Raw genomic sequence first — 26,574 nt, 5'->3', positions numbered from 1 at the left:
CGAGGAGGCCCTAGGACACCGGTACGGCGGCGACGTCGTCCGCCGGGGCCGGAGCCAGGTAGGCGTGCACGAGGGGTACGACGGAGGCGCCCTCTCCACTGGCCGCGGCCACCCTCTTCATCGAGCCCGACCGGATGTCGCCGGCGGCGAAGATGCCGGGGATGGTGGTGGCGAGGTTGGCCGGCGGCAGCCCGTCCACCCACTGCGCGCGGGGCACGTCTCGGCCGGTCACGATGAAGCTGTTCTTGTCGCGGGCCAGGTCGCCGGGCAGCCAGTCGCATCGAGGTTCGGCACCGAGGAGGAGGAACAGTCCCTGCGTCGGCTTGGTGGTGCGCCGGCCGGTGTTGGTGTCCTCCAGGCAGAGCCACTCCAGGGCACCCTCGCCGCCGCCGTCGACCACCCGGGTGCACGGCAGCACCTCGATCCGCTCGTTGTAGCTGATCTCGTCGATGAGGTAGCGCGACATCGTCTCCTCGAGGCCCGGCCTGCGGACGCAGATCGTCACCGAGCGAGCGAACCTGGCCAGGTGCAGCGCCGCCTGGCCCGCCGAGTTGCCACCCCCGACCACGACGACGTCGTTCCCCTCCATCTCGCGTGCTGCGGTCATGGCGGCGCCGTAGTTGACGCCGGCACCGACCAGCTCCTCCAGGGGGCCCACGCCGAGCTTGCGGTACGCGACGCCGCTGGAGATCAGCACCGTGCGCGCCCGGACGTCGCCGCCGTCGGTGCAGACCGTGTGTGGCTCGCCGCCGCGACCGGGCTCGAGGCGGTTGACCTCCCACCCGGTGAAGAAGTCGGTGCCGAACCGGAGCGCCTGGTTGCGGGCGCGCTGGGCGAGCCGCATCCCCGAGATGCCGCGCGGGAAGCCCAGGTAGTTGCGGATCATCGAGCTGGTGCCGGCCTGGCCACCGATGGCCTCGGCCTCGAGCACGACGACCGACAGCCCCTCGGAGGCGCCGTAGACGGCCGCGGCCAACCCGGCGGGACCGCCGCCGACGATGGCCAGGTCGACCACGCCGTCGACCTTGAAGTCGCCCGGCCGACCATAGATCGAGACCGCGACGTCGCGGACGCTGGTGGCCTGGATGGGCACCCGGTTGGCGGCGTAGACCACGGGGTAGCGGAGCTCGTCGACGCCGAGCTGCTCCTTGATCATGGCGAGGTAGTCCTGGATCGCCGGGTCGGCCGGGTCCCACACCTTGTTGGGCATGCCCATCCGGTCCAGGAAGTCGCGGATGGCCATCGTGAGCGCGTCGTGGCGAGGCGAGAGGATCTTGGCGCTGACCACCTCCGGCTGGGGGACCGTGGAGCCCCAGTCGGAGAGGAGGTCCGTGATCGCGTTGTGGAACTCCTCGTCCCGGCGTCCCCGTGGCATCAGGAGGTAGGCGTCGTACTTGCCCTTGGCCATCCCGATCCGCAGCGGCGGAGCGTCCTCGACGAAGTAGTCCCAGTGCGCGGTGATGACCCGGCGCGCGGTCGGGATGACCTGTCGCCAGCGGTGGATCGCCTCGAAGATGTGGTCGGCGTCCGGGAGCCGCGAGTCGCTGACGAACAGGGCGATCAGGCCGCCGCCGTCGATGATCTCCCGAGCCGTCGCCTCGGCCTCGCCGGCGCCGTGGGCGACGCGGAGGTCGTAGTCGCGCGCGTAGCGGCTCTGGAACTCTTCGAGCAGGACCTCGGCGTGGTCGGCCGAGACGAGGATGATCGCGGGGTCTCCTTGCACGGTCTCCAGCCTAGGACGCGTCTGCCGACGGCGCCCCTGAGAAGATCTCCGGGTGCGGATCCGCCTCGACGTCGCCTACGACGGCTCCGGCTTCCACGGCTGGGCAGCCCAGCCGGGGCTGCGGACCGTCGAGGGTGAGCTCTCCGCGGCGCTGGCGACCGTGCTGCGGGTGCCGGAGGTGAGCCTGACCTGCGCCGGGCGGACCGACACCGGGGTCCACGCGCGCGGCCAGGTCGTGCACACCGACCTCGAGGAGCTGCCGGAGGGCTGTGAGCGGCTGGCCCGCCGGGTCAACGGGGTGCTCGCCGAGGACGTCCGCGTGCTGCACGCTTCGGAGGCGCCCGCAGGCTTCGACGCCCGGTTCTCCGCGCTGTGGCGGCGCTACGCCTACCGGGTGGCCGACCGGCCCTCGCTCGCCGACCCGCTGCGGCGCACGTTCGTCCTGGCGTGGCCGCGGCCGGTCGACGAAGGGCTGATGAACGCCGCGGCCCTGGCCCTCGTGGGCGAGCACGACTTCGCGGCGTTCTGCAAGCAGCGTGAGGGGGCGACCACCATCCGCACGCTGCTCGACCTGACCTGGTCCCGGGAGCCGGACGGGCTGCTCGTGGCGCACGTGCGCGCCGATGCGTTCTGCCACTCGATGGTGCGCTCGCTGGTCGGCTGCCTGCTGGCCGTCGGCGAGGGCCGCCGGCCGGTCGAGTGGGCCGCCGGGGTGCTCGACGCCGCGGTGCGCGACTCGGCCGTCGCGGTAGCGCCGGCCCACGGGCTGACCCTGGAGGAGATCGGCTACCCACCGGACGCCGAGCTCGCTGCTCGGGTGGAGATCACGAGGGCGCGACGTGGCTGACCCGTCCGACGACCACTACTTCTCCGCCGACCCGTCGGTGCCGTTCCGCCGCGAGCCGGTCACGTTCTCGGCCTGGGGCCACTCGCTCTCGATCGACTCCGGTTCGGGCGTCTTCGCCCGGGGCCGCCTCGACGCCGGGACGGCCGTGCTGTTCCGCGAGACCGAACCGCCCGAGGGCGGGCGGATCCTCGACCTGGGGTGCGGGTACGGCGCGATCGGGCTGGCCGTCGCGCGCGCCGTACCGGGTGCGACGGTGACCGGCGTCGACGTCAACGAGCGAGCGGTGCTGCTGGCCAACGACAACGCCGCCTCACTCGGCGTCGCCGAGCGGTTCCGGGCCCTGACCCCGGCCTCGGTGCCCGCCGACGCGACGTACGACGAGATCTGGTCGAACCCGCCGATCCGGGTCGGCAAGGCGGCGCTGCACGAGCTGCTGCTCACCTGGCTGGCGCGGCTGGTGCCCGGCGGGCGTGCGGTCATGGTGGTCGGCAAGAACCTCGGGGGTGACTCGCTGCAACGGTGGCTGGACGAGCAGGGCTACCCGACCGAGCGTGTCGCAAGTGCCAAGGGGTTCCGCGTGCTCGAGACTCGGCGCTCATGACCGAGGTGTGGGAGGACCCGGCCTTCCTGACCGAGGCCGTCGCGTGGGTCGACGGCCAGCTCGCGCGGCTCGACCTCGTCCGCACCGGCGAGGTGCAACAGCCGCACGTGCGCTCGTGGTCGACCGTCCTCCGGGTGGCCACCTCAGAGGGGCCGGTGTGGTTCAAGGCGAACGCGGCCGCCTTCGTGCACGAGGTGCTGGTCGTCGACCGGGTCTCCGACCGGGTGCCCGCGCGGGTCCCGCCGCTGCTGGCCCGGGACCTCGACCGGGGCTGGATGCTGATGGGCGACGCGGGGGAGCGGCTGCGGGAGGTGGTCGTCGAGGAGCAGAGCCTGGGGCGCTGGCACGACGTGCTCGAAGGGGCGGCCGACGTGGCCCGCGCCCTCGAGCCGGACGTCGACGACCTGCTGGCGGCCGGCGTCCCCGACCACCGGCTGGCGACCCTCGTCGACCGCTACGCCGAGCTCGTCCAGCGGATCGACGTCGAGCCGCGGTTCGTCTCCGCCACGGCCCACGTCCGCGACCTCGTCGACGAGCTCGCGTCCTACGGCGTCTCCGAGACGCTGCAGCACGACGACCTGCACGACGGGCAGGTGTTCGTGAAGGACGGCCGCAACCTGATCATGGACTGGGGCGACGCGGTCATCTCTCACCCGTTCTTCACCCTGTCGGTCTCGCTCGAGGGCGGGGTGGCATGGGGCCTCGACGACGTCGAGGACTCCGAGGACATCGAGCCCTACGTCGCGACCTACCTGGCGCGCTACGCCCCGGACCGCCCGGGGCTGCGCGAGGCCGTCCCGGCCGCGCTGCGGCTGGGCTGGGTGTGCCGGGCGCTCAACCAGCCCGACGTCAGCGGCGACGACCACACCCGGACCCGGTTGCGGATGTTCCTGGACGGCCGCCCCGAGTAGCCTGAGCGTGCGGGGCCGGAGATTTCCATGAGCACGCTGATCCGCACCGATGACGTTCCCGTCGGCGACCGTCTCGACTACGTTCGGGAGATCACCGCGGCGACGTGGGTACCCATGGAGTGCCGCGCGCTCGCGGGCGGGGAGGACTACTGGGGAGTCTTCCGGGCCAGCGGTCTGGGCCCGCTGCAGGTCGTGGTCATGGACGTGATGCCGATCACGGTCTCCCGGACGCCCGCGTTGATCGAGCAGGAGGACCCGAACCTGCTCAAGATGATCCTGGCGTGTGGGGAGGGCTCCACCGTGGTCACGCAGGACGGCCGGCAGGCGCGGATCTCCGCGGGCGAGTTCGCTCTCTACGACACCCGCCGGCCCTACCAGGTCGACTGCGCGGTCGACCAGGTGCGGCCCGCCCGGCTGCTGACCTTCATGTTCCCGCCGTCGCTGCTGCCGCTCTCGCGCAAGCAGCTGCCCGGGCTGACCGCGACGACCTTCTCGGCCACGACGGGTCTGGGCGACCTGACCTCGCAGTTCCTGCTGCAGCTGGCCAGCAACGTCGACCACTACAACCCGGCCGAGGCGGCGCGGCTGTCGACCGCCGCGCTCGAGGTCCTGGCGACCCGGTTGGCGCACGAGCTGGAGCTCGACACGTGGGGCACCCCCGAGGCCCGCCGCCATGCCTTGCTCACCACCGTGCAGGCCTTCATCCACCAGCACCTCGGAGATGCCGAGCTGGCGCCGCGCGACGTCGCGGCAGCCCATCACATCTCCCTGCGTTCGCTGCACCAGCTCTTCCACGACGAGGGGCTGACGGTGGCCGGCTACATCAGGCAGCGACGGCTGGAGCGGTGTCGCCGCGACCTCGCCGACCCGGCACTGGCGTCCCGCCCGGTGGCAGCCATCGCGGCCACCTGGGGCTTCACCAGCGCCGCGGAGTTCAGCCGCGCGTTCCGCGCCGCCCACGGCATACCGCCCGCGGAGTACCGCAGGTCTGCACTCCTTGCCAACACCTCTGCGCGCTAGCCCAACGACAGGGCGGCGCTGGCAGCCGATCCTTGCCGCCATGAGTACCTACGCATTCGACCAGGCGTGGCAGCAGGAACAGGGCCGGCTCACCGCGCTCGAGGTGGTGTACGACGGCGCGTCCCGCCGGCTATTGGACGGTCTCGGCCTCACGACCGGGTGGCGCTGCCTGGAGGTCGGTGGCGGCGCGGGCGGCATCGCGCGGTGGCTGGCCGACCGGGTCGGCGAGAGGGGCCACGTGCTCGCCACCGACATCGACATCCGGCATCTCGACGGGCACGGCCGGACGAACCTCGAGGTCCGCACCCATGACATCGTCAGCGACCCGCTCGACGAGGCCGCCTTCGACCTGATCCACGCCCGGGCGGTGGTGGAGCACCTGGCTGATCGGGACCTCGTGGTCAAGCGGCTGGCGGCTGCCTTGCGTCCCGGCGGCTGGCTGCTGATCGAGGAGACGGACTTCGGCGGGGTGACGGCGGGCCTGCTCGCGGCGTACGCCAACGTCCCCGAAGCGCAGCGCGGCGCCGTGGAGCGGATCTACCTCGCCGTGGCCGACGTCTTCTGCGCGATCGGCGCGGACCCCTCGTACGGCCGGCGGCTCGTCGACGTGCTGACCGATGCCGGCCTGGCGGGGGTCGCCGCGGAGCTCCACGCCCCGGTGGTGTCCGGCGGCAACGAGCAGTGGACGAGGGGCAGCGTCGAGCAGCTCGCCGGGCGGATCGTCGCGAGCGGCGAGGCGAGCGCCGAGGACGTCGACTGGTTCCTCGCCGCCACCGCGGAGGCCGGCTTCCACTACCTCCCGCCGCTGATGGTCAGCGGGTGGGGACGGCGCGATCCGGACAAGCCCTGAATCCGATGAGGCCCGGTCTGCGCGACGAGCGGACGCCGCACGGGATCCACTCCTTCGACGTGGACCGGCTCAGGTCGCACTTCGACTTCCCCGCCCGGGGGCGGATCGTCACCAACAACGCGGCGAGCACGCAGCCGCCTCGGGAGCTGGCCGCCCTGCTGACGAGGCTGACGGAGGGCTACGAGAACGTGCACCGCGGCCAGTCGGTGGCCTCGCAGCGGATGACGGCGCTGTTCGAGGAGTCCTACGACATCTTCGCCCAGTGGCTCAACGCACCGAGCAGGCGCACGATCGCGACCTACCGCAACACGACCGAGGCGGTCAACGCGGTGATGTACTCGCTGCTGACGGACTTCCGCGACGGCGACAACGTGGTCACCACGCTGGTCGAGCACAACTCCAACTTCGTGCCGTGGTGGGCAATGTGCCGCGAGATCCTCCCTCGCTTCGGGCGGCGCGTCGAGTGCCGCGTCGCCAGGTTCGACCACCGGAGCGGCGAGCTGGACGTGGACCACCTCGCCAGCCTCGTCGACCACAGGACCAAGCTCGTGTGCGTCACCGGGGCCTCGAACTTCCTGGGCACCAAGCCGCCGCTCGAGACGATCCGGTCGATCGCCTCCGGCAGCGGCTACGTCCGCGACGACGGCGGCTCGGGATCACTCCTGCTCGTCGACGCCGCCCAGCTGGTGCCCTCCAGCCACGTCGACGTGCAGCGACTCGACGTCGACTATCTGGCGTTCTCCTGCCACAAGGTGCTGGCGCCGTTCGGGGTCGGCGTCCTCTACGCCAAGGAGGCGCTGCTGGCGCGGTCCCGGCCGTTCCTCTACGGCGGCGACATGATCGCCACGGGCCGGGTGTCGCCCGACCGGGTGGAGTACAACGACCTGCCCTGGAAGTACGCCGCCGGGACCCCCAACATCCTGGGCGTGATCGTCTCCGCCCACGCGCTGCGGCTCCTGGTCGACATGGTCGGGGTGGACCGGTCAAGGTGCTGGTTCGGCTCCTCGGCGCCGCTCCCGCCCTCGATCGTTGCGCGGACGATGGAGCTGGTCCGACAGCACACCGCCGAGCTCGCCGAGCTGGCGCTGTGCGAGGCGATGGCGGTCGACGGGTTGACCTGGTACGGCCCGGGGCCCGGCCTGCCGCGCTCGCCGCTGCTCGCGTTCAACGTGGCCGGCGTCGACCCCTTCGCGCTGGCCGGGGCCCTGGGACGCGAGGGTGTCGAGGCCCGGGCCGGCTGCCACTGCGCGACCCTGGCTCACCGCGACCTCGGCCTGGACCCGCCCGCGAGCTGCCGGGTGAGCTTCGCGGCCTACAACACCCGCGACGACGTGACCCGGGCGATGGACGCCGTACGCCGGATGAGCGACCGCCTGCGGCGGTAGCTGGCTACAGCTCTTCGCGCAGGATCTCGGCCGCGCCGGCCATGGCGCGCATCTTGCCCTCCGCGCTGGCGCGGGGGAGGTACTTCATGCCGCAGTCGGTGGCGATCGTGATCCGCTCCGGTGGGGCGTAGGGAAACGCTCGGCGCACCCGGTCGGCGACGAGGTCGGCGGACTCCACCTCGTGGTCGTCGAGGTTGATGACGCCCAGGATGACGTGCTTCTCGCTGAGGTCCTTCAGCACGCCGAGGTCCAGGCCCGACTGCGCGGTCTCGATCGAGATCTGGTCGGCCGGGCAGCCGGCGAGCTCGGGCAGGAACGAGTAGCCCTCGGGCCGCTCGTGGATGATCGCGGCGTACCCGAAGCAGATGTGCACCGCGGTGGTGCCGGTGACCCCGTCGAGCGCGGCGTTGAGTGCGGTGACGCCGTAGTCGCGGGCCGCCTGGGGCCGGGCCTGCATGTACGGCTCGTCGATCTGGACCAGGTCGGCGCCGGCGGCGTGCAGGTCCTTGATCTCGGCGTTGACCGCGGCGGCGTACGCCAGCGCGGCCGACTCGAGGTCGGGGTAATAGTCGTTCTGGGCCTGCTGCGACATCGTGAAGGGGCCCGGCACGGTCATCTTGACCGTGTGGTCGGTGTGGGCCTTGAGGAACTCCACGTCGCGGACGCCGACCGGCTGGGGCCGCACGATCGGGCCGGCGATCCGCGGCACCGGGTTGGGATGCCCGCTGCGGTCCAGGGCCGTGCCCGGGTTGTCGATGTCGACGCCCTCGAGCGCCGTGGCGAAGTGGTTGCTGTAGGACTCCCGCCGCATCTCGCCATCGGTGATGATGTCGAGCCCAGCCTCCTCCTGGGCGCGGATGGCCAGGAGCGTGGCGTCGTCCTGCGCCTGGGCGAGGTGCTCGGGCTCGACCCGCCAGAGCTCCTTCGCACGGACCCGAGGCGGGAACCGGCCGGCGAGCTTGGCCCGGTCGATCAGCCAGTCGGGCTGGGCATAGCTGCCCACCAGCGAGGTCGGCAGGATCGGCAGTGAGGACGGTGTCGAGGTCACCCTCGTGACTCTAGGGCGGTCCGCTGCCGGTTGAGGAGGGGCGGTCAGTGGTTGCGCAGCGCCTTGACGAGCTCGGACTTGTTCATCCTCGACCGGCCCTCGATGCCGATCTGGCCCGCTCGCTTGCGCAGGTCGTCGACGGTCCAGTCGTCGTAGGCCTCGGACCTGCCGCCCTTGCGGCCGACGGACTTCCGGCTCGATCCGGCCGCCGCGTTGGCGATCCGCGCGGACTTCTCCTTGCTGTTGCCCTCGTCGCGGAGCTCTTCGTAGAGCTCCTTGTCCTTGACACTGGGACCGGGTGACTTCCTGCCAGGCATGCCATGCCGGTACCCGGCGCCCCATGGCCCATCCGTCACCCGGACGGGTGACCTCAGGCCAGCGCAGGCACCGGCTCGTAGCAGTCGTAGGAGCTCTGACGCAGGATCCGCCCGTCCCGGAACTCGTAGAAGATCGCCACGTGCGCGACCAGCTCGCTGCCGGCTGGGAGCGGGCCGGCGTCGAGCGCCGTGGTCGCCGTCCAGGTCAGCTGCACGGCCACCTGCGCGCCGTCGTCGACGACGTTGCGCACGTCGTAGCGCTGCTGCCGGAGCAGTCCGGAGCCGGCCTGGTAGCCGTCGAGCATCTCGGCCAGACCGCGGGTGTGGCCGCGCGGGCGCATGACGCTGGGGTACTCGATCTGCTCGGCCTCAGGGTGCCAGTACGCCGCCACCTCCTCGGCCGGGACGTCGCGGGCGATCGCGTCGAGGAGGTTGCGGACCAGGGATTCGTGTTCACTACGCATGTTGCACAACCATAGTTGTGTTTTTGGCGAAGCACAACCGGGGTTGTGTAACTATGGCGATGTGACCGACGACCCGCGGGTGCTGGACCTCGACCTTCTGACCTATATCGGAATCGTGGCGCCCGCCCTCAACGACGTGGTGGTGGAGCGGCTGGCCCAGCAGGGATTCGAGGGGGTGAAGGTCTCGCACGGCTACGTCGTGCAGCGGCTGCTGGCCGGCGAGCCCACGATCACGCTGCTGGCGACCCAGCTGGGCATGACCCAGCAAGGCGCCTCCAAGCAGGTGCTCGACCTCGAGCGGCTCGGGTACGCCGAGCGGGTGTCGGTCGTGGGCGACCAGCGCCGGCGGGCGGTGCGGCTGACCGACCGGGGCCGCCGGATGGTCGAGGCCACCCGGGCGATCCGAGCCGACCTCGAGCGGAAGGTCCTCCGGCGCGCCGGCCGCGAACGCATCGAGCACGCCAAGGACGTGCTCGCGGTCCTCTTCGACGTGCTGGACCTCTGGACGCCGGTCGCCCAGCGCGCCGTACCGCCACCCACCGAGCCGTAGCGGCACGGCGCGGGGGTGGTGCTACTCCGGCATCCCGCTGGCCGGGGGAGCGTCGTCGGCCTGGCCGGAGTCGTCCGGGGCGATGTCCGCGTCCCCGACGTCGGTGGTCAGGACGTCGGTGAGCGGCTTGCCCACGCCGTCCTCGAGCTCGACGATCTCCATCCCCGAGATGCCGAAGTGGCTGTCGGAGGAGTAGCGGTACGGCGCGAGGTTGGGTCCGGCGAAGTCGGCGCCCTTGTCCTCGATCGCCTTCACCAGGCCGTCGCGGGTCAGGTCCTTCCCGGCGGCCTGCAGCGCCTGGACGAAGGTGTAGGCGAAGGACATCCCGTAGATCCGGTAGTTGCTCAGCTCACCGTCCTTGCCGTACTGGTCCCACACCTTCTTCCACAGCTGCACCCACGGGTTGTCGGGCTGGTCGATGCCCGGGATGTACTCCGAGGTCATCACGCCGTTCAGCGAGGACGCCGAGCCCGGGACCGCACCCTTCGAGAACTGGTCGAGCAGCGCGCCCACGAGGTTGGGGTCGGAGCCGACGTTGGAGACGTACCACTTCGGCGTGTAGCCGAGCTTGAGCGAGACCAGCTGCCCGAGTGCGGTGTAGGCCGGAGTGCTGAACGACAGCACGAGGTCGGCGCCGCTGGCCTGCAACGCGGCGATCTGCGGGCCGACGTCGGTGTTGCCCGAGGTGTAGCGCTGGGTCTCGACGACCTGGGAGTCGATGTACTCCCGCACGCCCTTCTCGGCATCCGCGCCGAAGTCGTCGTCCTGGAGGAAGAGGCCGACCTTGGCGTCCGGCATGTTCTCCGATACCCACTGCCCGATGATCTTGCCCTCGATCTCGTAGTCCGGCTGCCAGCCGAAGGTGAAGGGGTGCGAGCCCGGGTCGTCGCCCCAGGCCAGCGCGCCGGACGAGACGAACAGGTCCGGCACCTCGTCGTCGTTCAGCTGGTCGACGACGGCGTTGTGCGTCGGTGTCCCGAGTGACCCGAGGGTCGCGAACACCTTGTCCTTGAGCACCAGCTCGTCGGTGAGGCTGCTGGTCTTGGTGGGGTCGTAGCCGTCGTCCTTGACCAGGAAGGTGATCTTGCGCCCGTTGACGCCGCCGTTGGCGTTGACGTAGTCGAAGTACGCCTGGGCCCCGGTCGGGATCTCGCTGTAGCCGGGGGCTGCCACCCCGGTCAGCGGGAAGGTGCCGCCGATCGTGATCGAGTCGTCGGTGACCCCGACCTCGGCGGACCCACCGCCGCTCTTGTCGTCGTCGTCCTTCCCACCGGCACCGCAGGCACCGGCCAGGACGGCGAGCGCGACGACGCTGGTCGTCGCGACCAGCCTCCGCGTGCGTGTGTTCATCTGCTGTCTCCCTTCGAGGTGGCGACGGGCGCACGCGAGGGAGCGGCGTCCGAGGTGGTGATGGAGCCCGGGGGTACGACGGGGTGCCGGTGGTGCCGCAGCCGGCGCCAGCCGGCCTCGATGCCTCCGACGAGGCCACGCGGGGCGAGCAGGATCACGAGCACGAGCACCACGCCGTAGACCAGCGGCGCGAGTTCGGCCGCCGCGATGTCGTCGAGCCCCATCGACGTGCCCGCATCGGTGATCACCGACGGGAGGAAGGTGAGCAGGGCCGCGCCCACAAGTGCGCCGGTCAGGCTGCCCAGCCCGCCCAGCACGACCGCGGTCAGCAGCCCCAGGCTGAGCGTGAGGGTGAACCCGGTGGGTGCGGTCAGCCGGACGGCCAGTGCCATCACCGAGCCGGCCGCCCCGGCCGCGGCCGCGCTGACGACGAACGCCGACACCCGGGCCCGGCCGAGGTGGATCCCGGCGAGCTCGGCGGCGACCTCGTCGTCGCGCACGGCCCGCCAGCGGCGCCCGACGCGGCTGCGGGCGAGGTTGGCCAGCAGCAGGTAGACCACGACGAGGGTGAGCCAGGCGATGTAGGCGACGTACTTGCTCCGGGTGAGGTCGTGCCCGGTGATGAAGAAGGCGGTCTCCAGCACCCATCCGGGCGTCTCCGGGACCCGCAGCCGAAGCCCCTGCTCGCCGCCCAGGGTGCCCTTGAAGTGCAGGGCGAGGCCGGGCAGCGCCACCGCGAGCGCGAGGGTGGCGCCGGCGAGGTAGGGGCCGCGCAACCGGGCCGCCGCCGCACCGATGAGGACGCCGACCGCGGTGGTGGCCGCCGTCGCGAGCACGATCGCCACGACGAGCGGCACGACCGGGTCGTCGGAGACCAGCAGCGCGGTGGTGTAGGCGCCTACGGCCATCAGCGCGCCGTGGCCGAGCGAGATCTGTCCGTTCAGGCCGGTCAGGAGGGTGAGCCCGCCGGCGGCGATGCCGAGGTAGGCCATCTCGGTCAGCTGCACGGCCCGGAAGTCGTCCACCGACTCCATCACCACGACCAGGACGAGCAGGCCGGCTGCCGCGGTCACCAGGTGTCGGGTCAGCGTGATCCGCCACGCTGCGGCGGCCAGCCTGCGCATCACACCCGCCTCTCGCGGGCCGGGGCGAACAGCCCGTCCGGCCGCAGGAAAAGGACCGCCATCAGGATCGCCAGGGCGGCGAGGGCGACCAGCTGCGAGCCGACGTACCCGGACACGAAGCTGAGCGCGATGCCCAGCGACAACCCGCCGACCACCGCGCCCACCGGGCTGTCCAGCCCGCCCAGCACGGCCGCCACGAAGCCGTAGACGACGACCGTGTCCATGTAGCTCGGTGAGACCAGGCTGCCGCCCGCGATGAGCAGCCCGGACAGCGACCCGACGACCGCGGCCAGCGCCCAGCCGAGCGTGAGCAGCCGGCCCACGCGTACGCCGAGCAGCCGGGCCACCTCCTGGTTGAACGCGGCGGCGCGCATCTTGAGGCCGAGGTCGGTGAAGCGGAACAGCAGCACGAGCAGCGCCATGACCGCGAGCACCGCCAGGATCGTGAAGATCCCGAAGCCGGTCAGCGCGATCGTCGTGTCGCCGACCTTCATGCCGCGGATGCCGAACGCCGCGGGGAAGGAGCGGTAGCGGTTGCCGAAGACCACCTCGGCCGCCGCGTGCAGCACGATGAAGAGCCCGAGGGTCAAGATCACCGCATTCAGCTCCGGGCCGCCCTCGACGGGCCGGACCACCACGCGCTCCACGACCGCGCCCAGCACGGCCCCGCTGACCAGGGCGACGACGAAGGCGAGCCAGTAGGACTGGCCGTGCTCGATGAGCTCGAGCGCGATGAACGTCGTCACCATCGCCATCGGCGCCTGCGCGAAGTTGACCACCCGGGTCGATCGCCAGATCAGCACCAGCGCCAGCGCGAACGCGGCGTAGACCATCCCGAGGGTGATGCCCCCGAGCAAGGTGTTGACGAACTGCTGCACGGCGACCTCTCAGAACCCCAGGTAGGCGTGGCGGAGCTGGTCGTCGCGGGCCAGGACGTCGGCCGGCTCGTCGACGACGACCCGCCCGAGGCTCAGCACGACCGCGCGGTGCGCGATGGAGAGGGCGCTGCGGGCGTTCTGCTCGACCAGGACGACGGTCAGGCCGTCGTCGGCGACCAGCCCGCCGAGCAGGTCGAAGATCTGGGCCACCACCCGCGGCGCGAGGCCGAGGGAGGGCTCGTCGAGCAGCAGCAGGGCGGGCGAGGCCATCAGCGCCCGGCCGATCACGAGCATCTGCCGCTCGCCGCCCGAGAGCACGTGGGCGGTGGCGCCACGCCGCTCCTCGAGCATCGGGAACAGCGAGAACACCCGGTCCAGCCGCTCGGGCCGGACCCGGTTGTCGCGGCCGAGCCCGCCGAGGCGGAGGTTCTCCTCGACCGTGAGCTCGGTGATCACACCGCGGCCCTCGGGCACGTGCGCGAGCCCCAGGCCGGGCAACCGCTCCGTCGAGGTCCTGGTCAGCTCGCGGTCGCCGAACCGGACGCTGCCGGAGTCCGCGCGGACCAGCCCGGAGATGGTCCGGAGCAGCGTGGTCTTGCCCGCGCCGTTGGCACCGAGCACCGCGGTCACCTTGCCCTCGGGAGCGGTGAAGCCGACGTCGTGCAGCGCACGGACTGCGCCGTACGACGCGGAGACTCCCGAGAGGGTCAGCATCAGGCCAGGTCTCCCGACCTGCGGGCGTCGCGAGCGGCGCATCCACGGGATGCTCCGCAAGGCGCCGGAGTGAAGCCGTACCGGGGTTGTCGTGCAGGCGACGGCAACGCCGCGGAGCGCCCGTGGGGCGCCGCGCAGCAGGTCGCAGTGGCGGGAGTCATGGCCTAATCCACGGCCTCACCCAGGTAGGCGGCGAGGACGGCGGGGTCGTCGCGCACGTCGTCCGGCGCGCCCGAGGCGATGACCTTGCCGAAGTCGAGGACGGTGATGTCGTCGCAGACCGACATGACCAGATCGACGTGGTGTTCCACCAGCATCACCGACATCCGGTCGGTCAGCCGGCGCAGCAATCCGGCGAGGTCGTCCAGCTCGGCGTCGGACAGGCCGCTGGCCGGCTCGTCCAGCATCACCAGCTCGGGCTCGCAGACCAGGGCCCGGGCCAGCGCCACCCGCTTGCGGCTCGCATAGGGGAGCGCGCCCGGGTGGCGGTCGGCGTACGCCGCGACGCCGAGCTCGTCGAGGACGGCCAGGGCTCGCTCGCGCAGCCGCTCCTCTTCCCGCCACGAGCGCCGCAGTCCGAGCAGGCCGGCCACGAAGCCGGCCCGGGCGTCCACGTCGCAGCCCACCAGCACGTTCTCGAGGACGGTCATCCGGTCGAAGAGGCCGAGCCCCTGGAGCGTGCGCCCGATGCCGAGGCCGGCCAGCTGGTGCGGACGCAGGCCGCGCAGCTCGCACCCGCCCCACGTGATGGTCCCGGAATCGGGACGGACGAAGCCGCAGGCGACGTTGAACAGCGTTGTCTTGCCGGCTCCGTTCGGCCCGATCACCCCGAGCACCCGGCCGGGCCGGGCAGTCAGTGAGACCTCCGAGAGCGCCGCGATCCCCCCGAACCGGACGCTCACGTCCTGGAGCTCCAGACTCCGCGTCGAGGTCCCCACGTCAAACACTTTGGTGTCGGCGCACAGTGGCTCGCGATGGGCTCTGCGCCCAACATCGATGGGGCTTTGAGCCACGGTCCCGCGAGAGGGTCTGGTCATCCCTGTGCTCAAGTGCCATCGTGCGAGACATGCGTGCGCCGGCCGACACGCCGGAGCGGGACCTCGACGCCCGGGTCGCCGCCGCCTGGCTGACCCTGCTGGACCAGGCCGACGAGATCGCCGACAGCATCTCGCTGGCGCTGCTCGAGAAGGACGCGGAGGTCTACGAGCGGGCCGGCCCGGAGTTCAAGGCCGACGTCCGGGCCAGCACCCGCGAGCACATCCGCCGCGGTATCGAGGCGATGGCCGGCCTGGAAGGTGCCACCCACGTGACCGCCCAGCTGTGGCGGGAGACCGGCCGGCGGCGGGCCCGGCAGGGGATCGCGATGGAGCTGGTGCTCAACGCCTACACGCTGGGCACCCGGGTGCTGTGGGAGGCGCTGCTGGCCCAGGGGGAGCGCGGGAGGCTCGACGACCAGGTGCTGCTGGTGGCCGGCCAGCGCGTCTGGTCGGCCCTCGACGTGCAGAACGCCGTCTTCATCGACGCCTACCGCCGGGAGAGCGTGCGGCTCCAGCGCCGGGACCTGCAGCGGCAGCAGAGCACGCTCGACGCCCTGGTCGAGGGCCGTGGGACGGACCCGGCGTTCGCCGCGGAGGCCCGCGAGGTGCTCGGGATCGGCGCCGAGATGCAGGTGGCCTGCGTGGTGGCGCCCTACGACGGCTCTCTGGACGAGCCGCTGACCCCGCCGGGCGAGCGGCTCGGCCGGCACGGGATCGTCTCGCACTGGCACGTGCGGGGCGGGGTCTCGTTCGGGCTGCTCGCCGGCGAGCTGCCGGACGTCGAGGAGCTGGTGCGGCTGCTGCAGCCCCACGCGATCGGCCGGGTCGGGGTCGCGACCTCACACGACGGCGTGACCGGCTTCGCGACGGCCTTCCAGCTCGCCAGCCGTGCCGCCGAGACGGTGCCGCGCGACGAGCGTAGGGCGGTGGCGGTCTCGCAGCGGCTGCCGGAGGTGCTGCTGGCGGCCAGCCCGGAGGTCACCGCGCTGCTCGTGCACGAGACACTGGCGCCGATCCTGGCCCAGCCCCCGCACGTGGCCGAGGTGCTCGTGCAGACCCTGAGCGCCCTGCTCGAGCACAACGGCTCCGCCAAGCACGCTGCCGAGTCGCTGTTCTGCCACCGCAACACGGTGATCTACCGGGCCCGGCAGATCGAGGAGCTGACCGGGCGCAGCCTCGGCGACGCACGGGACCGGATGCTGCTGGGGCTCGGCCTCCTGGCTCGCCACCAGGTGACCGCCAGCTCCTAGTCGGCCCGCGCCTGGTCGGCCAGGGCCGGCTCGGCGTCGTGGGCCAGGTGCCGCTCGGCCGCGCGGGCGGCCGGGTGGATGGCCACGGCCGCGGCGACGATGATCGCGGCGATGACGATCCAGCCCGGCGTGCCCCAGTCCATCGCCAGGAAGGTGTAGACCGCCGGGGCCCACACCGAGCCGAGGGTGTAGCCGAGCTGGGTGACGCCTTGGTACTCGCCGCGCCGCGCCGGGTCGGACAGCTCTGCCTGCAGCCCCCACTCGCCCGCGGAGTCGAACAGCTCGGCGCCGGTCACGGTGACGTGGCCGACCCAGACCAGGACGATGGTGACCCAGCCGATGGTGTCGTGGGTGACCATCACGATGCCGCAGGAGAGGACGAAGAACGCCGCGCCCCGACGGATCGCCCGCAGGGAGTCCTCCACCGTGACGACACCGCGCGCGGCCGCCACCTGGAGGAGCACGGCCAGCACCGTGTTGGTGCCGAACAGCCAGGCGAGCAGCACCCGCGGCGCATCGGTCTCCTCCACCAGCCAGAGCGGGATCACCACGTTGAGCAGGACCTGGTGGGTGCCCAGCACGCCGCCCAGGATCGACATGACCAGGAAGCCGCGGTTGCGCATCGCGCTGGTCCTGCTCCGGTCGCCGAGCGCGGCCTCGAGCGCAGCCTCCTCCTCGGCGTGCTGGGTGGTCCGGGGCAGCCGGGCCACGAGCGTCGCGTTGGCCAGCAGAAGCGCGGCCGTGGCCACCGGGACCAGCCGGACCACGTCGTCGCTGTTGGTGGCCAGTGCGACACCGGCCAGCAGGGCGCCGAGGGTGTAGCCGACGTTGCGCGCCGCGCGGAAGTACGCGTTGGACGACACCCGTTGCTCGCGTGGGAAGACGTCGAACCGGTAGGCGTTGCGGGCCGAGCGGCTCGCGCTGCTCACCACCTGGATCGCGATCATCACCGCCACGAAGCCGATCCAGCCGCCGACCTCGAGCCACGCGAGGTAGAGCACCGCCTCGACCGCCGAGGCTGCGGCCCACACCCGCTTGGCGCCGAGCCGGTCGCTGAGCTTGCCGAGTGGTACGGCGAGGACGAACGTCACGATGCCGGTGATGGTCAGGCCGAGGCCGACCTGCGAGGCGGAGAGCCCGACGATCTGGGTGAAGAAGACCGCGCTGCCGGTGAGGAAGACGCCGTCGCCGAAGGCCGACAGGACCGACTGGGTCGAGAGCCGCCTGACCAGCGGGGTGGGTCCGGCGATCCGGAGCACGGCGGCTGGCAGGTCTCTCGACATCGAGACGAACCGTACCCGCCGCCCTCGGCCGTCGTCGCGTGGATTATCCCCGGCGCGGGCGCACCAGCAGCGTGACCGACGTGGCCAGCAGCCAGACCAGGAGCAGGACCGTGCCGACCGGTCCGGTGACACCGTCCGGGGTCCCCGTGGCGGCCAGCTGCACCGGCAGCTCCACCACCTTGAAGACGCCCAGGAGCACGCCGAGCCAGGCGACCGTCCGCGGCAGCACCGAGGCGCGCAGACAGAGCGCCGACGCCACGGCGGCCGAGACCCCGAACAGGAAGCCGTCGCAGAACGTCATCTGGCGGACCAGGCTGAACAGCGCCATCACCGCTCCGTCACCACCGCCGCGCTGTCCCGCGTCGGCGAGGCCGAAGTAGGTCCCGACCTCGGCCCACGCGACGCCCACGTTGGCAACGATGGCACCGAGCGCGATGGTCCGGAGGGCGCCGCGGTCACCGCTCAGCCAGACCAGGCGGCCGAGCACGAGCGCCATGACGCACATCTGCAGACCGATCTGGAGCCCGTTGACCGCGATCTGGGTGGGGTGTGCCTGCACCCATGCAACGACCTCCTTCGGGGTGTCGTCGGAGAAGAACTCGCCGCCGAGCGTGACGAAGGCTGTCGCGATGAAGGCGAGGCCTCCCAGCCCGGTCAGCCGGTTCAGCTGGATGCTGGTGCGGTCCGGCACCTCGGTCTGCGGTGTCGCGAGGGTCGTCATGCGGTTCCTCCCGTGTCGTGGGTCAGGTCGTGACCTCGACGTTAGGAACCGGCAGCCGCACTGCGCGTCCGTCGCCCGACGGGACCTTCGTGGCCCTGCGGAGTCCTCCTGAAGGAGGACCCGCGAGGCCCGGGTCGCGGCGTACCGTCCCAGCCGTGTCAGCGCGAAGCACGCGGCTCCTGCCATCGGCGGACACCGCCCTGGCGCTGGGCTTCGTGCTGGCCGCGGCCGTCGAGTTCGCGTGGCGGAGGGACGGTCGGCTGTGGCTGGCGGTGCCGGGGGCGTGCCTGATGCTCGTCCTCGTCGTGCGCCGGACGCATCCGTTGCTCGCGGTCACCGTGTTCACCGCGGCCAACTGCCTGGCGGTCGTCGTGCAGCATGCTCTGGACGACGGGGACGGCCAGGACTCCGGTGCGTTCGTGGCGATCTTCGCGCTCGTGGTGATGATGTACTCGCTCGGCGCCCATGCGGACACCCGACAGCTGCTGGCCGGCTGCTGGCAGCCCGTCCTGATCGTCGTGGTCGAGGACCTGCTCGAGCCGGGGGGCAACTCGCTGGCCAGCGGGCTGGCGTTCTTCTCGCTGCTCGTCGTCGGGTTGCCCGTCGCGGCCGGCCGGCTCGTCCGGGGCCACCGCCTCCTGGTGTCCCGGCTGCGCCACCAGGAGGCGCTGCTGGCCGCGGCGCACCACGACCGGCTGGCGGCCGCCCGGGCGGCGGAGTCGCTGCGGCTGGGCCATGCCTTGGAGGCGATGCTGAGCGCCGGGCTGGGGCGGCTCGAGGACCTGGCGTTGAGCGGTGGTCCGGACACGGCCGCCAGGGTCGAGGCCGAGGCGCGGGAATTGCTGGCCCGCACCCGGACGGTCGTCGTGGGGCTCAGCCAGCCGCTCCCCGAGCGGGCGGACCCGGCACCAGACGTCGACGCGCGCCCGCCGACGCCGGTCGTCGTCCTCGGCGCCGAGGTGGTGGCCTGGACCGCCGTGGTCGTCGGGGGCCGGCTGCTCGACCCGCTGGCCCATGGCATCGTCGGCGCGGTCGTCGCCGTCGCGCTCGCGTTCACCGGTGGTGCCCTCCTGCGGCTGCGCCCCGCAATCGTGGCGCTGGGGGTGTGCCTGGCCGGGGTCGCTGCTGCGTACGGCCCCGACGACGCCCCCGGGATCGCGGTGTTCGCCGTGCTGGCGTGGCTCGCCGGCTGGTTGACGGGCAGCCAGGCGCGGCTGGCTGCCAGGCTGCGGCATACGACGGCGGAGCTGGCCGAGCTGCAGCGCGGCGAGGTGGAACGGGCCCGGCTCGAGGAGCGGGCGACCGCTGCCCACGAGCTCCACGACTCCGTCGGCCACGCGTTGACCGCCATCACCCTCCAGGCCGAGGCGGCCCGGCGATGGTGCGACGCCCGACCCGAGCGCACCCGCGAGGTGCTGGCCACGGTCGCGCAGGTCGCCGCGGCTGCACGCACGGACCTGCGCTCCGGCTTCGCCGGCGGCGACGACCTCGCCGGGCTGGTGGACGGCGCCCGCGCTGCCGGGCTGCAGCTGGCCGCGGAGCTGGACGAGTCGTGCGTCCCACCGGCGCTGCGCCGGGTCGTCTATCGGGTGCTCCAGGAGGCGCTGACCAACGTGCTCCGCCACGCCCCGGGCGCCGCCGCGGAGGTTCGGCTGGGCAACCGGGACGGAGCGGTTGCCCTCGTGGTGCGAAACGGGCCGGGCGCCCGGCCCGGCGAGCCCAGCACCGCCGTGGGCCTGGCCGGCATGCAGCGGCGGATCGAGGACGTCGGCGGACGGCTGGCCTGGGAGCAGCGGCAGGACGGCGGCTTCGAGCTGCGGGCGAGCTTCGCCGGGGTGGTCGTCGGATGATCTCGGTGGCCGTCGTCGACGACCAGGACCTCGTCCGGGGTGGGGTCCGCATGATCCTCGAGACCGAGCCCGATCTCCTCGTGGCGGGTGAGGGCGCCGACGCCGACACGGCGGTCCGGCTCGTGGCCGAGTGCCGCCCCGACGTGCTCCTGCTCGACATCCGGATGCCCGGGGAGGACGGCCTGGCCGCCCTGGGGCGGATCCTCGCGCTCGACGCACCGACGCGGGTGCTGATGTTGACCACCTTCGACCTCGACGAGTACGTCTACCAGGCACTGCGCGCGGGAGCGTCCGGGTTCTTGCTCAAGGACATGGCCGGGGACGAGATCGTGCACGCCGTACGGCGCGCCGCCTCCGGAGCCGACAACGTGCTCGCCCCCGCCGTTGTGGGCAGGCTCGTCGACCGCTTCACCCGCACCGGTCTGCCGGGCGCCGGTCCGGAGTCGCTCTCCGCGCTGACCCCTCGCGAGGTGGAGGTGCTCCAGCGCATCGCGAGCGGGCTCTCGAACGCCGAGATCGCGCGCGACCTCTGGATCGGCGAGACCACGGTCAAGACCCACGTGGCGCGCATCCTGATGAAGCTGGGACTGCGCGACCGGGTCCAGGCCGTGATCGTCGCCTACCAGTCGGGGCTGGTCTCCTGACCGGACCGGCGACTAGCGGTCGAGACGGTAACTGTGCTCGACCACGTCCCTTCTGACGCCGTCGGCATGGGCTGTCTCGGACCCGATGTGGACGAAACCCGCACGGGCGAGCACCGTGGCGGAGCCGATGTTGTGCGAGGCGACCCGACCGAACAGCGGCCGCGCCGGCTCGATCCGGAGGAGCGCTTCGAGGGCCGCCGAGGCCAGCCCGCGACCCCACTGCGACGGGTCGATCCAGTAGGTGACCTCGCGCTGACCCTCCATCGTGAAGCTGCCGATCGTGCCCACGAGGACACCGTCGTCGTCGATCGCGAGCAGCGTGCAGTCCGGGTCGGCGCGGATGCGCCGGTAGTGAGCGTCGAAGGCGTCACGGTCGGACGGGTCGCGACTCGTGAACGCCGCCATCGCGACAGCAGTGGGATCTCGCTGCCACTCGAAGATGTGGTCGAGGTCGGCGTCCTCGACGCTCCGCAGGCTGATGCTCATGGGGCCACGCTAGGGATCACGACCGACGGGCCGGCGGCCGCCCGGACGCACGGAGCACCGCCGGGTGACGTCCTGCGGACGACCACGAGCCCGGGACGGCGATCACGGCAGCTGCCGAGGTCGGCATCGGTGCCCACTGACCGGTCAGGCGCGCGACCAGGTCCTCGAGCCCGGGGTTGTGACCGACCACGACTGCTGTCCGGACGTCGTCGGAGAGCTCCCGCACGACAGCGAGGAGCTCGTGGTCCGACGCGGCGTACACGCGGTCGTCGACCAGCGTCGGAGGGCGCACGGCGAGCTCGGCCGAGACGAGCTCCCAGGTGCTTCGAGCACGGCTGGCGGGCGAGACGACCGCGAGGTCGATCCGGTTGACGTTGCTGGCCAGCCATCTCCCGGTCTCGGGCGCCTGACGGCGGCCGCGGTTCGCCAGGGGCCGGTCGATGTCGGCCTCGCCGCCGGACCAGTCCGACTTCGCGTGCCGGAGCAGGATCAGGGTGCGCTCAGACATCGGGTCCCGATCGGGTAGGGGCTGCCTCAGCCCGGAAGCGCGGCAGCTGCCTCTCCAGACGTACGCGCGTCCGCGGCGGGGTGCTCCACGAGCGCCAGCACCCGGCTCGCCATGAAGCGCGCCGTGCGGACCGGGTTGCCGGACCGGGTCACCTCGGTCACGGTGACCAGTCCGCGGCCGGTCTCGACCTCCACGCGGCGGCCGTTGCGGGTGGCGACGATGTCATAGGTGCGGACCTCGTCGCCCGCGTCGATGACGATCTCCACGCGATCACCGCGCATGGCTGCACGCTACTCCCGGCTCGATCTAGTCTCCGCCCGTGGACGACGACCAGCGGCGGGCCAGTGGTCAGTGCCTGTGCGGGGCCGTGACGTACGACGTCCGCGGTCCGCTGCGCGACGTCGTCGACTGTCACTGCCACCGCTGCCGGCGGTTCACCGGTCATTTCATGGCGGCGAGCAGCGCCCGGGTCGAGGACGTCGAGATCACCGATGTCGAAGGTCACCTGACGTGGTTCCAGCCTGTCGACGAGGCGGCGTACGCCTTCTGCGGCCGGTGCGGGTCGTCGCTGTTCTGGGCGGCGACCAGCTCGCCGGACCGGCTCTCGATCTGCGCAGGGACGCTGGACCCGCCCACCGGCCTGCGCACCGTCGAGGCGTGGTGGGTCGGCGAGGCCAGCGACTACTTCGAGCGCCCGGACCTGCCGGAGCGCGAGACCGAGTAGCTCACACGAACGCCGAGACGCCGGTCTCGGCGCGGCCGATCAGCAGCTTCTGCACCTGGCTGGTGCCCTCGTAGAGCGTCATGACGCGGGCGTCGCGGAGGTACTTCGCGGCGGGGTACTCATCGACGTAGCCCGCACCGCCGTAGACCTGGATGCAGTGGTTGGCGGCGCGCACCGCGGCCTCGGAGGCGTAGAGCTTGGCCTTGGAGGCGGCCACGCGGAAGTCGAGGCCGCGGTCGATGAGGTCGGCGGCGCGCCAGACGAGGAGCCTGGCCGCGTCGGCGTCGAGCGAGATGTCGGCGATCATCTCCTGCACGAGCTGGAAGCCCGCGATCTCGCGGCCGAACTGGGTGCGGCTCTTGGCGTAGTCGACCGACGACTCCAGGCAGGCCTGCACGAGCCCGACGCAGCCGGCCGCCACCGACACCCGCCCCTTGTCGAGGGAGGACATCGCGATCTTGAAGCCCTGGCCCTCCTCGCCCAGCCTGGCCGACTCGGGCAGCCGGACGTCCTCGAGGAACAGCTCGGCGGTGGCCTGGCCGCGCAGCCCGAGCTTGCCCTTGATCTCGCGCGCCTCGAAGCCCTCGGTGTCGGTCGGCACGAGGAACGCCGTCACCCCCCGCGGCCCGTCGTCCGACGTGCGGGCGAAGACCAGCGCCACCTGCGCCCAGGTGCCGTTGGTGATGAACAGCTTCTGACCGTTGAGGACGTAGTCGGTGCCGTCCCGCGTGGCCCGGGAGGTGAGGTTGCCGGCGTCGGAGCCGGTACCCGGCTCGGTGAGCCCGAAGCAGCCGAGCTTCTCGGCGCTCGCGATGCCGGGCAGCCACTCGTGCTTCTGCTCCTCGGTGCCGAAGCCGAGGATCGACTTGCCGACCAGTCCGTTGGACACCGAGACGATCCCGCGGAGCGCGGAGTCGGCACGGCCGAGCTCCTCCATGCCGATGGCGTAGGTGACGTAGTCGCCGCCCAGGCCGCCGTACTCCTCGGGGATGGTGAGCCCGAAGAAGCCGATCTCGGCCATCTTCGGGATGATCCCGAGGTCGACCGACTCGGCCCGGTCCCACTCGACGCGGTGGGGAACGGCCTCCTTCTCGAGGAAGTCGCGGGCGAGCGACCGGAACGACTCCTGCTCCTCGGTGAGCGAGAGGTCGACCATCAGCTGTCCTTCCCGGCCGCCTGGCGGGCCAGCTCGGCCCGCGCCAGCGACGCCTTGTGCACCTCGTCCGGGCCGTCGGCGAAGCGGAGCGTCCGGACCGCGGCGTACGACGCCGCGAGGGGAAAGTCCTGGGAGAGCCCGCCGGCGCCGTGGACCTGGATGGCGCGGTCGAGGATCTCCTGGACCACCTTGGGTGTCGCGATCTTGATCGCCTGGATCTCGGTGTGGGCGCCGCGGTTGCCGACGGTGTCCATCAGCCAGGCGGTCTTGAGCACGAGCAGTCGCAGCTGCTCGACGGAGACCCGCGCCTCGGCGATCCACTCGCGGATGACGCCCTGGCGGGCCAGCGGCTTGCCGAAGGCGACGCGGCTCTCGACCCGGTCGCACATCAGCTCGATGGCCTTCTCGGCCACGCCGATCGCCCGCATGCAGTGGTGGATCCGTCCGGGACCGAGCCTGGCCTGGGCGATGGCGAAGCCGAGCCCCTCCTCGGCCACGAGGTTGGTCGCCGGGACCCGGACGTCCTCGAAGCGCAGCTCGGCGTGGCCGCCGTGCTCGTGGTCGTCGTAGCCGAGCACGGTCATCGGACGGACGACGGTGAGCCCGGGGGTGTCGCGGGGGACCAGCACCATCGACTGCTGCTTGTGCCGGTCGGCCGACGGGTCGGTCTTGCCCATCACGATGAAGATCTCGCACTCGGGGTTCATCGCCCCGGTGATCCACCACTTGCGGCCGTTGATGACGTACTCGTCGCCGTCACGAACGATCGAGGTCTCGATGTTGGTGGCGTCGGACGAGGCGACGTCGGGCTCGGTCATCGCGAACGCCGAGCGGATGGTGCCGTCGAGCAGCGGGGCGAGCCAGCGCTCCTTCTGCACGGGGCTGCCGAACATCGCCAGCACCTCCATGTTGCCGGTGTCCGGAGCCGCACAGTTGAGGGCCGGCGGCGCGAGGTGACCGCTGCGGCCGGTGATCTCGGCCAGCGGGGCGTACTGGAGGTTGGTCAGCCCCGCGCCGTACTCCTCCCCGGGCAGGAAGAGGTTCCACAGCCCGCGCTCGCGGGCCTCGGCCCGCAGCTCCTGCAGCACCGGCGCGGTCGACCACGCGAACCGGTCCTCCATCGCCTCGAGCTGGTCGCGGAAGACCTGCTCGGACGGCTCGATCCGCGTGGTCATGAAGTCGAGCAGCTGCTCCTGCAGCTCCTGGGTGCGGGCGTCGAGTGCGAAGTCCATCAGCTGTCCTCCATTGCGTGCAGCCCGGCGGCGATGATCAGGTCGAACCCCTCGCCGATCCGGTCGAACCCCTCGCCGACCGTCTGCCCCTGGAGGTAGCGGTAGTGGATCCCCTCCAGGATCACGGCGAGCTTGAAGTAGGCGAGCGCGAGATGGAAGCCCATGTTGCCGGGCTCCCGTCCGCTGGCCGAGGTGTACGCCGCGAGCTGCTGCTCGTTGGTGGGCCACCCCTGCGCCCTGGCCACGTCGGACACGAGGTCGCCGCCGGCGGTGGCACCGAGCGTCTCGTAGACCAACATCAGCGCCAGGTCGGTCCGGGTGTCGCCGAGGGTGGCCATCTCCCAGTCGACCACGGCGTTGATCTCGTCGCCGCCCCGCCCGTCGCCGCCGACCAGGCAGTTGTCGAGCCGGTAGTCGCCGTGCACGACCCCGACGACCGACGGGTCACCGGCCACCTCGGCCACCTTCTCGGTGAGCCGCCGGTGCAGCTCGTCGGCGTCCGGGTGCTCACGGGTCCTGGAGCCCTCGAGCTGCTTGCCCCACCTGCGGACCTGCCGCGCCAGGAACCCGTCCGGCCGACCGAACTCGTGCAGCCCCACGGCGGCGGGGTCGACGGCGTGCAGCCTCGCCAGGACCTCGACGAGCCGGCCCGCGATCTTGCTCGCGCGCTCGGCCCCGAGCTCGTCCAGCTCACGGGCCCGCCGGTAGGCACGGCCCTCGACCTTCTCCATGACGTAGAACGGCGCACCCAGGACATCGGGGTCGTCGCAGTGCGCGTAGGTGCGGGGGACGGGTACGTCGGTGCCGGCCAGCGCGGACATCGCGGTGTACTCGCGGCCCATGTCGTGGGCAGTGGCCTGGACGTGCCCGAGCGGCGGCCGGCGCACGATCCACCAGCGGGTGCCGTCGGTGACCTGGTAGGTCAGGTTGGACTTCCCGCCCGCGACCAGCTCGGCGCGGAGCTCGCCGTCGATCTCGCCGGGCCGCTGCGCGTCGTACCACGCGCGGAACCGGCCGAGGTCGAGGCCGGGGACGTCGTCACTCATGGCCGACCCCCGTCAGCTCGTCGACCTTGGCCTGCAGCCTCCGCATCCCGGCCAGCCAGGCGTCGGTGTCCGTCGCGCGGGCCGCGTAGTAGCCGGCCACCTCGGGGTGGGGCAGCACCAGGAACCTGTCCTCGTCCAGGGACGCCACCCACGCGTCCGCCACCTCCTCGGGCGTGAGCGCCGCGTCCCGCGTCAGCAGGTCCTTGAGCGGGCCCGCCTGCTCGAGCATCCGGGTCTGCACGCCCTGGGGGCAGATGGCCTGGACGGCGATCCCGCGGTGCCCGTAGGTGACCGACAGCCACTCGGCGAAGCCGACAGCGGCGTGCTTGGTGACCGAGTAGGGCGCGGCGCCGATCATGGTGAGGAGCCCGGCCGCACTCGCCGTCACCACGAACCGGCCCCCGCGACCGTCCTCCAGCCAGCGCGGGACCAGCACCCGCGCGGCGCGGATGTGCGCCATCACGTTGGTGTCGATCATCCGGGCCCAGTCCTCGTCGGAGGCCTGGAGACTGTCCGGCTGAGTGCGGTCGATGCCGGCGTTCGCCAGGTAGACGTCGATCCGGCCGAGTGTCTCGGTCGCGGAGCCGATCAGCGATCGGACCCCCGCGTCGGACGAGCAGTCGCCCGGCACCGCGGCCGCGCCGAGCTCCTGCGCCACCGCTTTGCAGGCGTCCTCGTCGAGGTCGTTGACCACGACCCGCGCGCCCTCGGCGACCAGCCGGCTCGCGAGCGCCCTCCCGATCCCGTGCCCGGCACCGGTGACGACCGCGCCGGCGTCCCGCAGGTTCGTCATGGGAGCACACTGGCATGTCAACTACGGTTGACACCATCGGTGTCTGTCAACTACAGTTGACA

General features: G+C 72.1%; 29 protein-coding genes. 11 read left to right on the top strand and 18 right to left on the bottom strand.

Annotation, left to right across the window (positions count from 1 at the left end):
- Nucleotides 1-10: 10 nt before the first annotated feature.
- Nucleotides 11-1,723: an FAD-dependent oxidoreductase gene (locus VFV89_RS23710; protein ID WP_329708462.1), complete on the bottom strand. Its 1,713-nt coding sequence runs from the start codon at nt 1,721-1,723 to the stop codon at nt 11-13.
- A 52-nt stretch (nt 1,724-1,775) separates the two neighbouring features.
- Between VFV89_RS23710 and truA the strand changes: the two genes are divergently transcribed.
- From truA to VFV89_RS23680, 6 genes are read left to right on the top strand one after another with little or no spacing between them, the layout of a single operon-like run.
- Nucleotides 1,776-2,570 (top strand): tRNA pseudouridine(38-40) synthase TruA, encoded by a 795-nt coding sequence (gene truA / locus VFV89_RS23705; RefSeq protein ID WP_329708461.1) that lies wholly within the window; start codon nt 1,776-1,778, stop codon nt 2,568-2,570.
- Complete coding sequence (locus VFV89_RS23700; RefSeq protein ID WP_329708460.1) at nt 2,563-3,171, top strand: class I SAM-dependent methyltransferase; 609 nt, start codon at nt 2,563-2,565, stop codon at nt 3,169-3,171. The genes truA and VFV89_RS23700 overlap by 8 nt, the downstream gene beginning before the upstream one ends.
- Entirely contained in the window at nt 3,168-4,082 is a 915-nt protein-coding gene (locus VFV89_RS23695; protein WP_329708459.1) for a hypothetical protein, read from the top strand. Before VFV89_RS23700 ends, VFV89_RS23695 begins: the two co-directional genes overlap by 4 nt.
- 27 nt (nt 4,083-4,109) lie before the next feature.
- Nucleotides 4,110-5,102 carry a helix-turn-helix domain-containing protein gene (locus VFV89_RS23690; protein WP_329708458.1) on the top strand — a complete coding sequence of 331 codons (993 nt, stop codon included), beginning with the start codon at nt 4,110-4,112 and terminating at the stop codon, nt 5,100-5,102.
- Nucleotides 5,103-5,142: 40 nt separating this feature from the next.
- Nucleotides 5,143-5,952, top strand: a complete 810-nt coding sequence (locus VFV89_RS23685) for a class I SAM-dependent methyltransferase (protein WP_329708457.1) — start codon at nt 5,143-5,145, stop codon at nt 5,950-5,952.
- Between the two features lie 5 nt (nt 5,953-5,957).
- Complete coding sequence (locus tag VFV89_RS23680; RefSeq protein ID WP_329708456.1) at nt 5,958-7,337, top strand: aminotransferase class V-fold PLP-dependent enzyme; 1,380 nt, start codon at nt 5,958-5,960, stop codon at nt 7,335-7,337.
- Nucleotides 7,338-7,341: 4 nt separating this feature from the next.
- On the opposite strand, the gene VFV89_RS23675 is transcribed toward VFV89_RS23680, so the two are convergent.
- Genes VFV89_RS23675 through VFV89_RS23665 form a run of 3 tightly spaced genes read right to left on the bottom strand, consistent with a single transcriptional unit; the run spans nt 7,342 to nt 9,166 of the window.
- Nucleotides 7,342-8,385: a hypothetical protein gene (locus VFV89_RS23675; protein ID WP_329708455.1), complete on the bottom strand. Its 1,044-nt coding sequence runs from the start codon at nt 8,383-8,385 to the stop codon at nt 7,342-7,344.
- 44 nt (nt 8,386-8,429) lie between these two features.
- Nucleotides 8,430-8,702 (bottom strand): DUF7218 family protein, encoded by a 273-nt coding sequence (locus VFV89_RS23670; protein ID WP_329708454.1) that lies wholly within the window; start codon nt 8,700-8,702, stop codon nt 8,430-8,432.
- Between the two features lie 53 nt (nt 8,703-8,755).
- Complete coding sequence (locus VFV89_RS23665) at nt 8,756-9,166, bottom strand: nuclear transport factor 2 family protein (RefSeq protein ID WP_329708453.1); 411 nt, start codon at nt 9,164-9,166, stop codon at nt 8,756-8,758.
- Nucleotides 9,167-9,227: 61 nt separating this feature from the next.
- On the opposite strand from VFV89_RS23665, the gene VFV89_RS23660 reads away from it, so the two are divergent.
- Nucleotides 9,228-9,716 (top strand): MarR family winged helix-turn-helix transcriptional regulator, encoded by a 489-nt coding sequence (locus tag VFV89_RS23660; protein WP_329708452.1) that lies wholly within the window; start codon nt 9,228-9,230, stop codon nt 9,714-9,716.
- A gap of 21 nt (nt 9,717-9,737) precedes the next feature.
- Here VFV89_RS23660 and VFV89_RS23655 read toward each other — a convergent pair whose 3' ends face one another.
- The 5 genes from VFV89_RS23655 to VFV89_RS23635 form a co-directional block, all read right to left on the bottom strand.
- Nucleotides 9,738-11,066, bottom strand: a complete 1,329-nt coding sequence (locus VFV89_RS23655; RefSeq protein ID WP_329708451.1) for an ABC transporter substrate-binding protein — start codon at nt 11,064-11,066, stop codon at nt 9,738-9,740.
- A complete protein-coding gene (locus VFV89_RS23650; protein WP_329708450.1) occupies nt 11,063-12,190 on the bottom strand; it encodes a branched-chain amino acid ABC transporter permease in 1,128 nt (375 codons plus the stop codon). The genes VFV89_RS23655 and VFV89_RS23650 overlap by 4 nt, the downstream gene beginning before the upstream one ends.
- Complete coding sequence (locus VFV89_RS23645; RefSeq protein ID WP_329708449.1) at nt 12,190-13,068, bottom strand: branched-chain amino acid ABC transporter permease; 879 nt, start codon at nt 13,066-13,068, stop codon at nt 12,190-12,192. The genes VFV89_RS23650 and VFV89_RS23645 overlap by 1 nt, the downstream gene beginning before the upstream one ends.
- Nucleotides 13,069-13,077: 9 nt before the next feature.
- Complete coding sequence (locus VFV89_RS23640) at nt 13,078-13,782, bottom strand: ABC transporter ATP-binding protein (protein ID WP_349256875.1); 705 nt, start codon at nt 13,780-13,782, stop codon at nt 13,078-13,080.
- 164 nt (nt 13,783-13,946) lie between these two features.
- The gene (locus tag VFV89_RS23635; RefSeq protein WP_329708447.1) at nt 13,947-14,720 is read right to left on the bottom strand and encodes an ABC transporter ATP-binding protein; all 774 of its coding nucleotides are present in this window, start codon (nt 14,718-14,720) and stop codon (nt 13,947-13,949) included.
- 128 nt (nt 14,721-14,848) lie between these two features.
- Here VFV89_RS23635 and VFV89_RS23630 point away from each other — a divergent pair, with 128 nt between their 5' ends.
- Nucleotides 14,849-16,069 carry a helix-turn-helix domain-containing protein gene (locus VFV89_RS23630; protein ID WP_329708446.1) on the top strand — a complete coding sequence of 407 codons (1,221 nt, stop codon included), beginning with the start codon at nt 14,849-14,851 and terminating at the stop codon, nt 16,067-16,069.
- Here the strand turns inward: VFV89_RS23630 and VFV89_RS23625 are convergent.
- Together VFV89_RS23625 and VFV89_RS23620 are read right to left on the bottom strand one after the other, a co-directional pair.
- A complete protein-coding gene (locus VFV89_RS23625) occupies nt 16,066-17,352 on the bottom strand; it encodes an MFS transporter (protein WP_329708445.1) in 1,287 nt (428 codons plus the stop codon). The genes VFV89_RS23630 and VFV89_RS23625 overlap by 4 nt on opposite strands.
- Nucleotides 17,353-17,395: 43 nt before the next feature.
- On the bottom strand, nt 17,396-18,073 hold the full coding sequence (locus VFV89_RS23620; protein WP_329708444.1) for a hypothetical protein: 678 nt from the start codon (nt 18,071-18,073) through the stop codon (nt 17,396-17,398).
- Nucleotides 18,074-18,228: 155 nt separating this feature from the next.
- Between VFV89_RS23620 and VFV89_RS23615 the strand changes: the two genes are divergently transcribed.
- Entirely contained in the window at nt 18,229-19,923 is a 1,695-nt protein-coding gene (locus tag VFV89_RS23615; RefSeq protein ID WP_329708443.1) for a histidine kinase, read from the top strand.
- Entirely contained in the window at nt 19,920-20,567 is a 648-nt protein-coding gene (locus VFV89_RS23610; RefSeq protein WP_329708442.1) for a response regulator transcription factor, read from the top strand. The genes VFV89_RS23615 and VFV89_RS23610 overlap by 4 nt, the downstream gene beginning before the upstream one ends.
- Nucleotides 20,568-20,579: 12 nt before the next feature.
- Here VFV89_RS23610 and VFV89_RS23605 read toward each other — a convergent pair whose 3' ends face one another.
- The 3 genes from VFV89_RS23605 to VFV89_RS23595 are packed head-to-tail and all read right to left on the bottom strand — an operon-like array spanning nt 20,580 to nt 21,842.
- On the bottom strand, nt 20,580-21,053 hold the full coding sequence (locus VFV89_RS23605; protein ID WP_329708441.1) for a GNAT family N-acetyltransferase: 474 nt from the start codon (nt 21,051-21,053) through the stop codon (nt 20,580-20,582).
- 16 nt (nt 21,054-21,069) lie between these two features.
- On the bottom strand, nt 21,070-21,561 hold the full coding sequence (locus VFV89_RS23600; protein WP_329708440.1) for a histidine phosphatase family protein: 492 nt from the start codon (nt 21,559-21,561) through the stop codon (nt 21,070-21,072).
- A 26-nt stretch (nt 21,562-21,587) separates the two neighbouring features.
- A complete protein-coding gene (locus tag VFV89_RS23595) occupies nt 21,588-21,842 on the bottom strand; it encodes a hypothetical protein (RefSeq protein WP_329708439.1) in 255 nt (84 codons plus the stop codon).
- 38 nt (nt 21,843-21,880) lie between these two features.
- On the opposite strand from VFV89_RS23595, the gene VFV89_RS23590 reads away from it, so the two are divergent.
- Complete coding sequence (locus VFV89_RS23590; RefSeq protein ID WP_329708438.1) at nt 21,881-22,285, top strand: GFA family protein; 405 nt, start codon at nt 21,881-21,883, stop codon at nt 22,283-22,285.
- A gap of 1 nt (nt 22,286) precedes the next feature.
- On the opposite strand, the gene VFV89_RS23585 is transcribed toward VFV89_RS23590, so the two are convergent.
- From VFV89_RS23585 to VFV89_RS23570, 4 genes are read right to left on the bottom strand one after another with little or no spacing between them, the layout of a single operon-like run.
- A complete protein-coding gene (locus VFV89_RS23585) occupies nt 22,287-23,441 on the bottom strand; it encodes an acyl-CoA dehydrogenase family protein (protein WP_329708437.1) in 1,155 nt (384 codons plus the stop codon).
- Nucleotides 23,441-24,673, bottom strand: coding sequence for an acyl-CoA dehydrogenase family protein (locus tag VFV89_RS23580; protein WP_329708436.1), 1,233 nt, complete (start codon nt 24,671-24,673; stop codon nt 23,441-23,443). Before VFV89_RS23580 ends, VFV89_RS23585 begins: the two co-directional genes overlap by 1 nt.
- The gene (locus VFV89_RS23575; RefSeq protein ID WP_329708435.1) at nt 24,673-25,719 is read right to left on the bottom strand and encodes a phosphotransferase family protein; all 1,047 of its coding nucleotides are present in this window, start codon (nt 25,717-25,719) and stop codon (nt 24,673-24,675) included. Before VFV89_RS23575 ends, VFV89_RS23580 begins: the two co-directional genes overlap by 1 nt.
- Nucleotides 25,712-26,512, bottom strand: a complete 801-nt coding sequence (locus tag VFV89_RS23570) for an SDR family oxidoreductase (RefSeq protein ID WP_329708434.1) — start codon at nt 26,510-26,512, stop codon at nt 25,712-25,714. Before VFV89_RS23570 ends, VFV89_RS23575 begins: the two co-directional genes overlap by 8 nt.
- Nucleotides 26,513-26,574 lie beyond the last annotated feature (62 nt).

It is taken from the genome of Nocardioides sp. (assembly GCF_036274455.1).
Lineage (GTDB): Bacteria > Actinomycetota > Actinomycetes > Propionibacteriales > Nocardioidaceae > Nocardioides.
The sequence above is the reverse complement of the archived record's forward strand: the minus strand, read 5'-3'. Positions and strand labels throughout refer to the sequence as shown.